At 63.3% G+C, this 14103-nt stretch carries 13 protein-coding genes; 10 read left to right on the forward strand and 3 right to left on the reverse strand.

The features are described 5' to 3' along the window. Positions 1-22 precede the first annotated feature (22 nt). The 10 genes from argC to H351_RS16495 all read left to right on the forward strand — a co-directional run bounded on the left by argC (position 23) and on the right by H351_RS16495 (position 11994). Entirely contained in the window at positions 23-1093 is a 1071-nt protein-coding gene (gene argC, locus H351_RS16450) for an N-acetyl-gamma-glutamyl-phosphate reductase (protein ID WP_019748609.1), read from the forward strand. Positions 1094-1113: 20 nt separating this feature from the next. Continuing rightward, on the forward strand, positions 1114-2364 hold the full coding sequence (argJ, locus tag H351_RS16455) for a bifunctional glutamate N-acetyltransferase/amino-acid acetyltransferase ArgJ (protein WP_051253176.1): 1251 nt from the start codon (positions 1114-1116) through the stop codon (positions 2362-2364). After that, entirely contained in the window at positions 2361-3284 is a 924-nt protein-coding gene (gene argB, locus H351_RS16460) for an acetylglutamate kinase (protein WP_029255451.1), read from the forward strand. The genes argJ and argB overlap by 4 nt, the downstream gene beginning before the upstream one ends. After that, positions 3281-4480 (forward strand): acetylornithine transaminase, encoded by a 1200-nt coding sequence (locus tag H351_RS16465; protein WP_020969719.1) that lies wholly within the window; start codon positions 3281-3283, stop codon positions 4478-4480. Before argB ends, H351_RS16465 begins: the two co-directional genes overlap by 4 nt. Further along, positions 4477-5427: an ornithine carbamoyltransferase gene (argF, locus tag H351_RS16470; protein WP_019748605.1), complete on the forward strand. Its 951-nt coding sequence runs from the start codon at positions 4477-4479 to the stop codon at positions 5425-5427. Before H351_RS16465 ends, argF begins: the two co-directional genes overlap by 4 nt. Then, a complete protein-coding gene (locus H351_RS16475) occupies positions 5424-5903 on the forward strand; it encodes an arginine repressor (RefSeq protein ID WP_019748604.1) in 480 nt (159 codons plus the stop codon). The genes argF and H351_RS16475 overlap by 4 nt, the downstream gene beginning before the upstream one ends. A gap of 47 nt (positions 5904-5950) precedes the next feature. Further along, on the forward strand, positions 5951-7150 hold the full coding sequence (locus tag H351_RS16480; protein WP_007736221.1) for an argininosuccinate synthase: 1200 nt from the start codon (positions 5951-5953) through the stop codon (positions 7148-7150). Between the two features lie 3 nt (positions 7151-7153). Further along, complete coding sequence (gene argH / locus H351_RS16485) at positions 7154-8596, forward strand: argininosuccinate lyase (RefSeq protein ID WP_029255450.1); 1443 nt, start codon at positions 7154-7156, stop codon at positions 8594-8596. Between the two features lie 170 nt (positions 8597-8766). After that, entirely contained in the window at positions 8767-11748 is a 2982-nt protein-coding gene (locus H351_RS16490) for an acyl-CoA synthetase (protein WP_019748602.1), read from the forward strand. A 39-nt stretch (positions 11749-11787) separates the two neighbouring features. Continuing rightward, entirely contained in the window at positions 11788-11994 is a 207-nt protein-coding gene (locus tag H351_RS16495) for a Trm112 family protein (RefSeq protein ID WP_003944045.1), read from the forward strand. Here H351_RS16495 and H351_RS16500 read toward each other — a convergent pair. Genes H351_RS16500 through H351_RS16510 form a run of 3 tightly spaced genes read right to left on the reverse strand, consistent with a single transcriptional unit; the run spans position 11991 to position 14097 of the window. Beyond that, the gene (locus tag H351_RS16500; protein WP_019748601.1) at positions 11991-12614 is read right to left on the reverse strand and encodes a TetR/AcrR family transcriptional regulator; all 624 of its coding nucleotides are present in this window, start codon (positions 12612-12614) and stop codon (positions 11991-11993) included. The two genes, H351_RS16495 and H351_RS16500, sit on opposite strands and share 4 nt — an antisense overlap. After that, positions 12611-13366, reverse strand: a complete 756-nt coding sequence (locus tag H351_RS16505; RefSeq protein WP_029255449.1) for an ABC transporter permease — start codon at positions 13364-13366, stop codon at positions 12611-12613. Before H351_RS16505 ends, H351_RS16500 begins: the two co-directional genes overlap by 4 nt. Further along, positions 13363-14097: an ABC transporter ATP-binding protein gene (locus tag H351_RS16510; RefSeq protein ID WP_037120370.1), complete on the reverse strand. Its 735-nt coding sequence runs from the start codon at positions 14095-14097 to the stop codon at positions 13363-13365. Before H351_RS16510 ends, H351_RS16505 begins: the two co-directional genes overlap by 4 nt. Positions 14098-14103 lie beyond the last annotated feature (6 nt).

The raw sequence follows: 14103 nt of genomic DNA on the forward strand, positions 1-14103 counted from the left end.
ACAATGATGCATACTGTGTGACATGACTGAAGGTGGTACGACCGAGAACGCACGCAAGCCGATCAGAGTCGCCGTTGCCGGCGCCAGTGGGTACGCGGGTGGTGAGGTTCTGCGTCTGCTCCTCGGGCACCCGTCCTACGCCGACGGCAGTCTGGTGATCGGTTCGCTGACCGCCGGTGGCAACGCCGGTTCGACGCTCGGTGAGCATCATCCGCACTTGCTCCCACTCTCTTCGCGGGTACTCGAAGAGACCACTGTCGAAATCCTCTCGGGTCATGACGTCGTCTTCCTCGGTCTCCCACACGGAAATTCGGCTCAGTACGCCAAGTTGCTGCCCGAGTCGACGGTCATCATCGACTGCGGCGCGGACTTCCGGCTGCAGGATCCCGCAGCCTGGGAGAAGTACTACAAGAGCACTCATGCCGGTACCTGGCCATACGGTCTTCCTGAATTGCCCGGTGCCCGTGAGAAATTGGTAGGCGCAACCCGCATTGCCGTTCCGGGCTGCTACCCGACGGCAGCGAGCCTCGCGCTGGCCCCCGCCGTTGCCGCGGGGATCGTGGACTCACACGTGAACGTGGTTGCGGTCAGTGGTACTTCGGGCGCCGGCCGGGCGCCGAAGGCCGATCTGCTGGGTTCCGAGGTCATGGGCTCCGTCCGGGCATACGGTGTCGGAGGTGTCCATCGCCACACCCCTGAGATCATTCAGAATCTCTCGGCCGCAGGCGGCAAGGACATCAGTGTTTCTTTCACTCCAGTCCTCGCGCCCATGCCGCGCGGCATCCTCGCGACCTGCACGGCAGCCACCACGGCCACCGAAGAGCAAGCGCGCGAAATCTACGAAAAGGCATACAACGACGAGCCGTTCATCCACGTGCTGCCTGCCGGAGTCTTCCCGCAGACCGGTGCCGTGATCGGATCCAATGCCGTGCAGATCGGGGTCACCGTTGACGCCGACGCCGGTCAGCTCGTTGTCATCTCGGCAATCGACAATCTCACCAAGGGCACCGCCGGTGGCGCGGTGCAATCGATGAATCTCGCCCTTGGCCTACCCGAGACCGCAGGTCTCTCTACCGTGGGAGTAGCTCCGTGAGCACCGACAATCCGCAGCAGATCGACAACGCAACCGAGCCTGACGCGACAGTTGCAGACGTGGTTCACGTCGCCGGGGGACGTCTGCTCCGCACACAGGGCGTTACCGCACCTGCCGGATTCCGCGGTGCCGGAATTGCTGCCGGTATCAAGAAGAGTGGCAAGTCGGACCTCGCATTGGTGCTCAACGAGGGACCCGATCTGGCCGCTGCCGGCGTCTTCACCCTGAACAAGGTCAAGGCTGCTCCGGTGCTGTGGTCTCAGCAGGTTTTGACGACGGGCAAGCTGCGCGCGGTCGTGCTCAACTCGGGCGGCGCAAACGCGTGTACCGGCGCGGGTGGATTCCAGGATGCGCACAAGACTGCCGAGGAAGTTGCCTCGGCACTGAGCAACTGGGGAACCGAGACGGGCGCGATCGAGGTCGCCGTCTGTTCGACCGGCCTGATCGGTGACCGCTTGCCCATGGACAAGGTGATCCCCGGTGTCACCGAGGTAGTGCACGAACTCGCCGGCGGAATCTCCGGCGGTACCGACGCGGCGTACGCGATCATGACCACCGATACCGTGCCGAAGCAGGCGTCGCTGCACCACGCGAACAAGTGGAACGTCGGCGGAATGGCCAAGGGTGCAGGCATGCTCGCGCCCGCACTGGCGACGATGCTGTGCGTCGTCACGACCGATGCTGTCGCAACGGCCGAGCAGCTCGATACCGCTCTGCGCGCCGCCACCCACCTGAGCTTCGATCGCCTCGACGTCGACGGCGCCACGTCCACGAACGACACGGTGCTCCTGTTGGCCTCCGGCGCCAGCGGTGTCACACCGACCCAGGACGAACTCAACGCCGCGGTCTTCGCAGTGTGCGACGATCTCGCGGATCAGTTGATGGCAGACGCCGAGGGCGTCACCAAGCGGGTCAAGGTGACGGTTCGCGGCGCAGCGTCCGAGTCCGATGCGTTGATCGGCGCCCGCACCATCGCCCGCGACAGCCTGGTCAAGACGGCACTGTTCGGATCCGATCCGAACTGGGGCCGCGTCCTCGCAGCAGTGGGTATCGCTCCCATCGAGCTCGATCCCGATCGAATCAGTGTGTCCTTCAACGGGAGTCCCGTCTGCATCGACGGCGTCGGCGCTCCGGGAGCGCGTGAGGTGGACCTGAGCGGGATCGACATCGAACTTGACATCGACCTGGGAATCGGCAACGAGTCCGTGAGCATTCGCACCACGGACCTCTCGCACGCGTACGTCGAAGAGAACTCGGCGTACTCGTCATGACCGAGACGTATCCCGTGATCAGCGAGCATCAGAAGGCGCATGTCCTCGCCGACGCGCTGCCGTGGCTGCAGCGATTCCGAGACAAGGTGGTCGTGGTCAAGTACGGCGGAAACGCCATGATCGACGAGACACTCAAGACCGCCTTCGCCGCGGACATGGCGTTCCTGCGGACTGTCGGCATCCACCCCGTCGTCGTGCACGGCGGCGGCCCGCAGATCAACGCGATGCTGGCACGCCTTGGCATGAAGGGTGAGTTCCGCGGTGGTTTCCGGGTCACGACGCCCGAGGTGATGGACGTCGTCCGGATGGTGCTCTTCGGTCAGGTGGGCCGTGAACTCGTCGGCCTGATCAACGCGCACGGTCCGTACGCGGTCGGTATCTCCGGTGAAGATGCGCACCTGTTCACCGCTACTCGACGCACTGTTGCGGTCGAGGGGGAGCAGACCGACATCGGCCTGGTCGGAGACGTCACCACCGTGAACCCAGACGCGGTACTCGATCTCATTGCGGCAGGACGCATTCCGGTGGTCTCGACCATCGCGCCCGATGCCGACGGCGTCGTCCACAACATCAACGCCGATACCGCCGCTGCCGCACTGGCCGAGGCGATCGGTGCCGAGAAGCTCGTTGTCCTCACCGACGTCGAAGGCCTGTACACCGATTGGCCGGACCGATCCTCGCTGGCCACCGAAATCGACACCGACGCCCTGGCCCAGTTGTTGCCGACTCTCGATGCCGGCATGGTGCCCAAGATGGAGGCCTGCCTTCGCGCGGTGCGCGGAGGTGTGCCGTCGGCGCACGTGATCGACGGCCGGCTCGAACATTCAGTCCTACTCGAACTTTTCACCGGTGAAGGAATCGGCACGATGGTCGTGCCCGGCTCCTCGGTCGCCGGTCCCCAGCAGGGAGCTACTTCATGAGCACGATCGATCTGCAGCAGCGGTGGTCCGCTTCGCTGATGAACAATTACGGCGTACCCCGGGTTGCTCTCGTCCGCGGTGACGGCGCCGTACTCACCGACGCCGACGGCAAGCAGTACGTCGACTTCCTTGCCGGAATCGCCGTCAACATCCTCGGACACGGACATCCGGCCGTCGTCGAAGCCGTCACTACTCAGTTGTCGACACTCGGCCATGTTTCCAACCTGTACGCCAGCGAGCCGGTCGTCGAGTTGGCGGAGCAGTTGCTCGCTCATCTCGGCAACGTCACCGGGCGCGCGTTCTTCTGCAACTCCGGTACCGAGGCGAACGAGGCTGCCTTCAAGCTCGCTCGCGCCACTGGCCGGAAGAAGATCATCGCGGCCGAGGGCTCTTTCCACGGTCGCACGATGGGGGCACTCGCTCTGACGGGTCAGCCGGCCAAACGGGCGCCGTTCGAACCGATGCCCGCCGGTGTCGAGTTCGTGCCGTACGGCGATGTCGAGGCACTGGAGCGGGCAGTCGATTCCGACACCGCTGCTGTGTTCCTCGAACCGATCATGGGTGAGGGTGGCGTCGTGGTGCCACCCGAGGGATACCTAGTCGAGGCTCGGCGGATCACCGCCGAACGCGGGGCGCTGCTCGTACTCGACGAAGTTCAGACCGGCATCGGCCGGACCGGCTGGTTCTACGCACATCAGGCAGTCGGCATCGTGCCGGACGTCATCACTCTTGCGAAGGGACTCGGCGGCGGAATGCCGATCGGCGCCTGCATCGCGACCGGGGCAACGGCAGAGTTGTTCGGACCGGGCAAGCACGGTACGACGTTCGGTGGCAATCCGGTGTGCGCTGCGGCGGCGCTTGCCGTGCTGAAAACCATTGCAGCGGAAGACCTGATCTCACGCGCCGACAGCTTGGGCAAATCGATCTCGGCGGGCATCGAAGATCTGGGCCATCCGTTGGTCGACTACGTACGGGGATCAGGACTGTTGCTGGGTGTCGTGCTGACAGAGGACGTCGCGCCGGCAGTGGAAAATGCCGCGCGCGAAGCCGGGTACCTTGTGAATGCAGCGCAACCCGGAGTGATCCGGTTGGCGCCGCCGCTCATCCTCACAGATGAGCAGGCCGAAACCTTCGTGGCAGCACTACCTGCCATCTTCGACAGTGCACTATCGGCTGACCAGCCGGGGGAGAAGTGACTACCGTGGTGAAACACTTTCTCAGGGACGACGATCTGACTCCTGCGCAGCAGGCCGAAGTTCTGGAACTCGCTGCGATTCTCAAGAAGGACCCGTTCGCTCGGCGTCCACTCGAGGGTCCTCGCGGAGTCGGCGTCATCTTCGAGAAGAACTCGACGCGTACACGTTTCTCGTTCGAGATGGGCATCGCGCAGATGGGCGGCCACGCCGTCGTCGTCGACGGGCGTAGTACCCAACTCGGTCGTGAAGAGACGTTGGCGGACACCGGACGCGTACTCTCCCGCTATGTCGACGCCGTCGTGTGGCGCACGTTCGGCCAGAAGCGCTTGGAGCAAATGGCAACGGGTGCAACGATTCCCATCGTCAATGCGTTGTCCGACGAATTTCATCCCTGTCAGGTTCTGGCCGATCTGCAAACGCTGATCGAGCAGAAGGGTGAGCTCAAGGGACTGAAGCTGACCTACCTGGGCGACGGCGCCAACAACATGGCTCACTCGCTGATGCTCGGCGGAGTCACCGCAGGCATCGACGTCACCATCGCAAGTCCCGCGGGCTTCGAACCGGCGGACTGGGTAGTAGCAGCAGCGCGCACACGCGCCGCGGAAACCGGCGCGACCATCACGCTGACGCAGGACCCGCAGGCCGGCGTCGTCGGTGCCGACGCGTTGGTCACCGATACCTGGACCTCGATGGGTCAGGAGAACGACGGGCTCGATCGGGTCGGACCGTTCCGTCCGTTCCAGATCAACAAGGAACTCCTCGCCAAAGCAGATCCGAAGGCTGTCGTCCTGCACTGCCTGCCGGCCCATCGCGGCGAAGAGGTCACCGACGAGGTTCTCGACGGACCCCAGAGCGTCGTCTGGGACGAGGCGGAAAACCGTCTGCACGCCCAGAAGGCGTTGCTCGTGTGGCTGCTGGAACAGCGAACCCAACTGGACCAGGCGTGAGCGTCGCTCCCACTCGGGCCGGTCGCCAGTCGCGCATCATCGCGCTGCTGGCGGCGCACCCCGTCCGAAGTCAGACGGAGTTGGCGGCGTTGCTCGGTGCCGAGGGCATCGAAGCGACGCAGGCCACCCTCTCGCGTGACCTCGAAGAGCTGGGAGCGGTGAAACTGCGTGCCGCCGACGGCGGCGCCGGTGTTTACGTGGTGCCGGAGGACGGGAACCCGGTACGCGGTGTGTCCGGCGGTACCGACCGCCTCTCACGGCTGTTGGGTGAGCTGTTGGTCTCCACCGATTTCAGCGGCAACATGGCGGTTCTCCGGACACCGCCGGGAGCCGCGCACTACCTCGCGAGCGCACTGGATCGGTCCTCGATGCCCGACATCGTGGGAACGATCGCCGGAGATGACACCATCTTCGTGGTGGCCCGAGAACCGCTTTCCGGAGCGGAACTCGCGGCCATGATCGAATCGCTCGCCTGACCCCTTATTCTTTGATAGAGATTTTCAACCGAAGGAGCACAAAAACCATGGCCGATCGCGTCGTACTCGCCTACTCGGGCGGGCTGGACACTTCTGTTGCCATCAGTTGGATCGGTAAGGAGACCGGCGCTGAAGTTGTCGCCGTCGCCATCGATCTGGGGCAGGGTGGCGAGGACATGGAGGTCGTGCGTCAGCGCGCGATCGACTGCGGCGCAGTCGAATCCGTTGTCGTCGACGCCCGCGACGAGTTCGCGGACGAGTACTGCCTGCCGACCATTGCGGCCAACGCCCTCTACATGGACCGCTACCCGCTGGTCTCGGCCATCAGCCGTCCGCTGATCGTCAAGCACATCGTCGAAGCTGCACGCTCGCACGGCGGCACCATCGTCTCGCACGGTTGCACCGGTAAGGGCAACGACCAGGTTCGCTTCGAGGTCGGATTCGGCGCCCTCGCGCCCGACCTTCAGGTCATCGCACCGGTCCGCGACTACGCCTGGACCCGCGAGAAGGCCATCGCCTTCGCCGAAGAGAACAACATCCCGATCAACGTCTCCAAGAAGTCGCCGTTCTCGATCGACCAGAACGTCTGGGGCCGCGCCGTCGAAACCGGATTCCTCGAGGATCTGTGGAACGCACCGACGAAGGACGTCTACGACTACACCCAGGACCCGACGGTCAACTGGAACGCGCCCGACGAGCTCATCATCAGCTTCGACAAGGGTCGCCCGGTTGCCATCGACGGCCGCCCGGTGTCGGTTCTCGAAGCCATCCAGGAACTGAACAAGCGCGCAGGCGCTCAGGGCGTCGGTCGCCTCGACGTCGTCGAGGACCGTCTCGTGGGCATCAAGAGCCGTGAGATCTACGAAGCTCCCGGCGCCATGGTTCTCATCACCGCGCACCAGGAACTCGAGCACGTCACCCTCGAACGCGAACTCGGTCGCTACAAGCGTCAGATGGAGCAGCGTTGGTCCGAGCTGGTCTACGACGGCCTCTGGTTCTCGCCCCTCAAGGACGCACTGGACACGTTCGTCAACAAGACGCAGGAGCGCGTCACCGGCGACATTCGTCTCTTCCTGCACGGTGGAGCCATCACCGTCAACGGTCGTCGTAGCCCGGAGTCGCTCTACGACTTCAACCTCGCGACGTACGACGAGGGCGACAGCTTCGACCAGTCCGCATCGAAGGGCTTCGTCGAGATCCACGGTCTGTCGTCGAAGGTCGCCGCGAAGCGCGATCTGGGACTCTGAGCCATGACGGCTCACGGTGACGGAGACGCTCAGAAACACGGCACCAACGAAGGCGCGCTGTGGGGCGGACGGTTCGAGTCCGGACCGGCCGCTGCCATGGCGGCGCTGAGCAAGTCGACTCACTTCGACTGGGTCCTCGCTCCGTACGACGTGCGTGCGTCGCAGGCGCATGCTCGCGTGCTGAACAAGGCAGGCCTGCTCAGCGAGGCCGACCTCGCAACAATGCTCGACGGTCTCGACCGTCTGGCGGCAGATGTTGCCAGTGGCGCCTTCGGACCGAGTGATTCGGACGAGGACGTACACGGCGCACTCGAACGCGGTCTGATCGAGCGTGTCGGGCCTGAGGTCGGCGGACGCCTGCGTGCTGGTCGTTCGCGAAACGACCAGGTGGCCACGCTGTTCCGAATGTGGCTTCGGGATGCGGTTCGCCGCATCTCCACCGGCGTTCTCGACGTGGTCGACGCATTGGCGACTCAGGCCGGGGCTCACCCGGATGCCGTGATGCCGGGCAAGACGCACCTGCAGGCTGCTCAACCGGTCTTGTTGGCACATCACCTGCTCGCCCATGCGCATCCGCTGTTGCGCGACGTGCAACGTCTTCGCGACTTCGACGTACGAGCTGCGGTGTCCCCGTACGGTTCCGGTGCACTCGCCGGTTCCTCGCTCGGTCTCGACCCCGAAGCCATTGCAGCGGAATTGAAGTTCGACAGCTCGGCCGAGAACTCGATCGACGCAACCGCTTCGCGTGATTTTGCGGCCGAGGCAGCGTTCGTGCTTGCGATGATCGGTGTCGATCTCTCACGCATGGCGGAAGAGATCATCATCTGGAGCACACCGGAATTCGGCTACATCACGCTTGCCGACGCGTGGTCGACAGGTTCGTCGATCATGCCGCAGAAGAAGAATCCGGATGTCTCGGAACTCACGCGCGGTAAGTCTGGTCGTTTGATCGGTAACCTCACCGGCCTGCTGGCGACGCTCAAGGCTCAGCCGCTGGCGTACAACCGCGATCTGCAAGAGGACAAGGAACCGGTCTTCGACTCGGTTGCGCAGCTGGAGATGTTGCTCCCGGCCATCACCGGCCTGGTGCAGACTCTCGAGTTCCACACCGCGCGTATGGCGGAACTTGCTCCGGCAGGGTTCACGTTGGCCACCGACATCGCGGAGTGGATGGTGCGCCAGGGCGTGCCGTTCCGGGTTGCACACGAGGCTGCTGGAGCGTGTGTGCGTGTCGCCGAAGCGCGAGGCGTCGGACTCGAAGATCTCACGGACGAGGAACTGGCCGGCGTCGACAGCGCGCTGACACCCGCTGTTCGTGAGGTGCTGACAGTCGAGGGTTCCATCGCTTCGCGTAATGCGCGAGGCGGCACCGCGGGGGTGCGGGTAGCAGAACAGTTGGACGGAGTCCGAGCAGTGGCCCAGTCGCTGCGGGAATGGACCCTCTGACCTTGCGGTCACGAGTGTTTCCTCTCTCTTTTCGGCAGTAGTCCTTCGGTCGTACGCGGTCAGGGAGCAGAATTTGCTCCCTGACCGCGTACGCGTATTCGTCGTCAGTAGGCTTGTTGCGCGCGGGAAAAATGAGACTGACGTCACATGGTGAGTAACTTGGGAGTGAAATGGTGGGATTGAATTCCAAGTCTGTGCTGGGCCCGATTCGTCGGGTGGTTGCGACAGCACAAAACGGCCTCGAGGTCGTCCGGTTGGGTGGGCTGGAAACGGATGCGACCACGTCGCCGTTCGAGATCGTCGAGCGCGCAGCGATGTACCGGCTTCGCCGCTACTTCCCGGACAGCGATCCGGAAACCGTTGGTGCACCGATCGTGCTGATCCCGCCGATGATGATGTCGGCGAACGTGTACGACGTGACCCGCGACCAGGGTGCTGTGGGAATTCTGCACGAGATGGGCCTGGACCCCTGGGTAGTCGATTTTGGTTCGCCCGACTCCGAAGAGGGCGGTTGGGATCGCAATCTCGCCGATCACATCATCGCTCTCAGCGACATCATCGACCACATCCACCGTCACACCGGTAAAGATGTTCACATCTCCGGCTATTCGCAGGGCGGCATGTTCGCCTATCAAGCTGCCGCGTATCGGCGTAGTCGAAACATCGCCAGCGTCATCACCTTCGGCAGTCCGGTCGACACACTCGCCGCGTTGCCCTTCGGTATCCCGGCCGGACTGGCCACCAAGGGTGCGGATTTCCTCGCCGATCACGTCTTCAATCGCCTGGCGGTCACCGGGTGGATGGCTCGCACCGGGTTCCAGTTGCTCGATCCCGTGAAGACGTTGAAGATGCGCGTCGACTTCCTGCTTCAACTGCACGACCGTGAGGCTTTGCTGCCGAGGGAGCAGCAGCGACGCTTCCTCGCGACCGAGGGTTGGGTCGCGTGGTCCGGGCCCGCGGTTGCCGAACTGCTCAAGCAGTTCATCGTGCACAACCGAATGATGACCGGTGGGTTTGTCATCAAGGATCAATTGGTCTCGCTCGCCGAGATCACCTGCCCCATCCTGGCATTCGTCGGCGAGGTCGACGACATTGGTCAACCTCAGGCGGTTCGTGGGATCAGCCAGGCAGCGCCGCGGGCCAAGGTCTACGAATCTACCTTGCGCGCAGGTCATTTCGGATTGGTTGTCGGTTCCACCGCGGCCAATCACACCTGGCCGACCACCGGTGAATTCGTGCAGTGGACCGAGACGGGTGGACCCCTCCCGGACCGTATCGCGAACATGGTCTACGGCGCCGACCTCGAAGACCAGACCGGTGTGTCGATCAGCAATCGGATCATCCACACTGTCGCCTCGGTCGCTGAAGTAGGTGCAGGAGTCACCAAGGGAATCAGTGACCTTGCAGCCGGTGCGTTGCGCGGGACTTTCGAATTGTCCGGCGAAGCGGCACGCGCGTTGCCACGTCTTGCGCGACTCAACCAAATTCAGCCACACACCAAGATCTCGCTGAGCCAATTGCTCGCGGAGCAGCGTCGAAAAGCACCGAACGGCGAGTGCTTCCTCTTCGACAATCGTGTGCACACCTACGAAGCGGTCAACGCCCGCATCGACAATGTCGTGCGTGGATTGATTTCCGTGGGAGTGCGTCCGGCAGCGCACGTCGGTGTCCTGATGGAGACCCGCCCCAGCGCGCTCGCGGCCATCGCGGCCCTGTCGCGCCTTGGTGCCGTTGCCGTCATGCTTCCGCCGGGGTCCGACATCTCGGCGGCGGTCAAGCTGGGATCGGTTGATCGGATCATCACCGATCCGGAGAACGTCGACGCTGCGGTGGTTACCGGTAGGCCGGTCTTGGTACTCGGCGGCGGCGATGCCCGCGGACTCGAGGTGGATCCGTCACACGACGTGATCGATCTCGAACAAATCGATCCGACGAAGGTCAATCTGCCCGGTTGGTACCGGCCGGATCCCGGCGTCGCCCGTGAACTCGCATTCATCATCTTTGCGGAATCGGGCGGTGTGCTCGAAGCCAAGCAGATCACCAACTACCGGTGGGCACTGTCTGCCTTCGGAACGGCCACGGCGGCAGATCTCGATCGCGGTGACACCGTGTACTGCCTTGCACCACTCCATCATTCGTCGAGTCTGCTCGCGACCATCGGTGGCGCCATGGCCGGTGGCTCACGGATTGCGCTCTCACGCGGACTGAATCCGGCTCGATTCGTCGAGGAAATCCATCGCTACGGTGTGACCGTCGTGAGTTACACGTGGTCGATGATGCGCGAGATCCTCGACGAGGATCTTCTTCTCATCGACGGTAGCCATCCGGTCCGACTGTTCATCGGTTCGGGAATGCCTCACGGGCTGTGGAAGCGGACCACGGAGGCGTTCGACCCCGCGCAGGTACTCGAGTTCTATGCGTCGACCGAAGGTGACGTGATTCTTGCCAATGTCGCGGGCTCCAAAGTTGGTTCCAAGGGCCGCCCGTTGCCGGGTAGCGCGCAGGTGCGGTTGGCGGCATACGACCCGCTGAGTGGTCGGCTCCTCGAAAACGGAAACGGATTTGTCCGTGAGTGCGCCGAAGACGAAGTCGGGTTGCTACTCGGGCGCGCGGGATTCACTGCCGATCTCTCGGGCGGAGCCATGCGGGGACTCTTCCAAGCGGGTGATTCGTGGATTCCCACGGAGAATCTCTTCCGCCGGGACGCCGACGGCGACTACTGGCTGATCGATCACAAGAACACGGTCATTTCGACGCTCCGCGGTCCCGTGTTCACCCAGCCGATCGTCGACGCGTTGTCGAGTGTGGCGCGGGTGGATCTTGCCGTCGCATACGGCGTCGGTGACGCGCCACATCAGCTGGCGGTCGCTGCCGTGACATGGCGTCCGGGGCGGCAGTTCCGTTCCGCCGAGCTTGCGGAGGCTCTCTCGCGCATCGCTTTTGATGCGCGCCCGGATATCGTGCACGTGGTTGACGAGATCCCGGTGGGTTCGTCGTACCGTCCGAGTTCCACTGCATTAGCTGCGGCCGGATTGCCGGCGCCAGGACCACGGACCTGGTTCCTCGATTCCGAGACGCAGTCGTACAAGCGGCTGACCAAGGCAATTGCCGCGCAGTTGATGCCGACGAGGGTGGGCACCGGAGCACGGTAGCCTGAGGACATTCTGTTTGATCGGTTCGAGAGGACTCACGTGGCTATTGATTCGACGTTGCTCAGCATTTTGGCCTGCCCCCAGGACAAAGGCCCGCTGTTGCTGGTCGGGGACGAGTTGCTCTACAACCCGCGCCTGCGGCGTGCATACCCGATCGAGAACGGCATTCCCGTTCTGTTGATCGACGAAGCACGCGATGTGGCGGACGACGAGCACGAGAAGTTGCTCGCGCGGGCTGAAGGCTAGATCGGTAATTCACCGGTCAGGTACCGCTGGAGGTTCGGAGCCACCAGCGGTACCAACGCGTCAACGCACAATGATGCGAGTGGTTCGAGTCCGAGCACATATCGCGTGACCAGCAGGCCGGCCATCTGAGATGCCACCAACTCCGCTCTGATCAAGCCGCTACCAGGTGGTGTGTCCACCCGCGGAATGATGTCGCGCAATACGACATCGAGCAGAAAGCTCTGGATCAACTGCGCTCCGTCGCCGGAAACCGCCGATCGAAAAGCCGCCAGAATCGCCGGCTGGTGTTCCGATTCCCACAACCCGATCACTGCTCTGAGTAGATTTTCGCCGAGATTTTCGGTCGGAGAGGCGTGAACCGGTCCCAATACCTGGACTGGATCGATCGGTAGCGCGATCGCAGCGGTGAACAACTGCTCCTTGCTTCCGAAATGATGATGAATCATGGCCGGATCGACGTCAGCGGCCGCAGCTATCGATCGAACGGTTGTTCGTCGAAAACCGTTCTGAGAGAACGCCCGTCGCGCCGAATCGAGGATCTGCGCGCGAGTCTCCGACTTGCCCGGTCGTCGCCCCGAACGAATCGGTGCAGGTGCAGGCGCCGTGTCGTTGTCGGTCATGGAGTGCGGCGATCGAGTGTTGCCGCGGCCAGCGAGAGCGCTGCGGCGGCGAAGCCCGCCATGACGGCGAGATCACGCCACATCTGACCCGTCGCGTCGGCATGCATCGACACTTGCTGAAGTGCGTCGACGGCGTAGCTCAAGGGGAGGACGTTGCTGATCCATTCGAGCCAGGTCGGCAATTGATCGCGGGGCACCAGGAGTCCAGAGAGGAACAGTTGGGGGACCACAACTACCGGCATGAACTGCACCGCTTGGAACTCGGTCTTCGCGAATGCGCTGGCCAACAGGCCGAGCGCAACGCCGAGTATTGCGCCGAGAACTGCAATGACGATGACCCAGGCAAGACTGCCGGCGATGGTGAGTCCGAGAAATCCGAAAGCAACCGCGCACGCGAGAGCCGCCTGAGCGGCGGCCGAGAGCGAAAATGCCGCGCCGTATCCCGCCAGAAGATCGAGTTTGCCCATCGGGGTGGTGAGCAGGCGTTCGAGTGTTCCTGAACTGCGTTCGCGCTGCATGGCGATGGACGTGACCAGGAACATGACCACAAACGGCAAGATTCCCAACATGGTGATCGCCACCCGTTGGAACAGCGAAACCTGGCCGGGCGGCGTGGGTACGTCTTGGTAGAGGAAATACAGCAAAATCATCAACAACGACGGGACCAACAAGATCATGGCCACCGTGCGATGGTCCTGGCGGAGCTGAAGCAGAATGCGTACGGTCGTAGCACCGAAGATCCTGATGCTCATGATATTTCGCCTCCGACGGGTGAAGTCCGAATCAGCTCGAGAAAGGCGTCCTCGAGCCGTTCACATCTGGTTTTGGCGCGCAATTCATCGGGTGTGAGTTGAGCGAGGAGATGCCCGTCTCGCATCAGGATCAGTTCAGCGCAGTGGTCGGCCTCATCCATGACGTGGCTGGAGACCAACAGGGTGGTTCCGCTGCGAGCAAGGTCGGCAAATCGTTCCCACAATTCGACACGAAGCACCGGATCCAGACCAACGGTCGGTTCGTCGAGGATCAACACATCAGGTGATGCCACCAACGCGCATGCCAGCGAGACTCGACCGCGTTGACCTCCGGACAGATCGGCGGCGGTCTGGTCGGCGTATCGGCTCAATCCGACGGCGTCGACCGCTGCTGCGACGTCTACGCCGGACTTGCCGTACAGAGCGCCGAAGTACTGGACGTTTCGAGTGACCGTCAGGTCGCCGTACACGCTGGGGGATTGGGTGACGTATCCGACCCGGCGGCGAAGAGCAACGGACCCCGCGAGGTCGCCCAGGACTCTGACCTCACCACTTTCGACGATCTGGGTTCCGACTATCGCGCGCATCAGGGTTGTCTTGCCGCAGCCGGACGGGCCGAGCAGTCCGGTGATCGATCCTGCCGAAACCTGCAGGTCGAGTGAGTGAAGAACTTCGTGCTTGCCGCGAATGACTCGTAGTCCGCGGATGTCTATTGCCGGCGTGGTGGTCACGGTTCG

Origin of the sequence: Rhodococcus erythropolis R138, assembly GCF_000696675.2 — a bacterium.
Taxonomy (GTDB): domain Bacteria; phylum Actinomycetota; class Actinomycetes; order Mycobacteriales; family Mycobacteriaceae; genus Rhodococcus_F; species Rhodococcus_F erythropolis.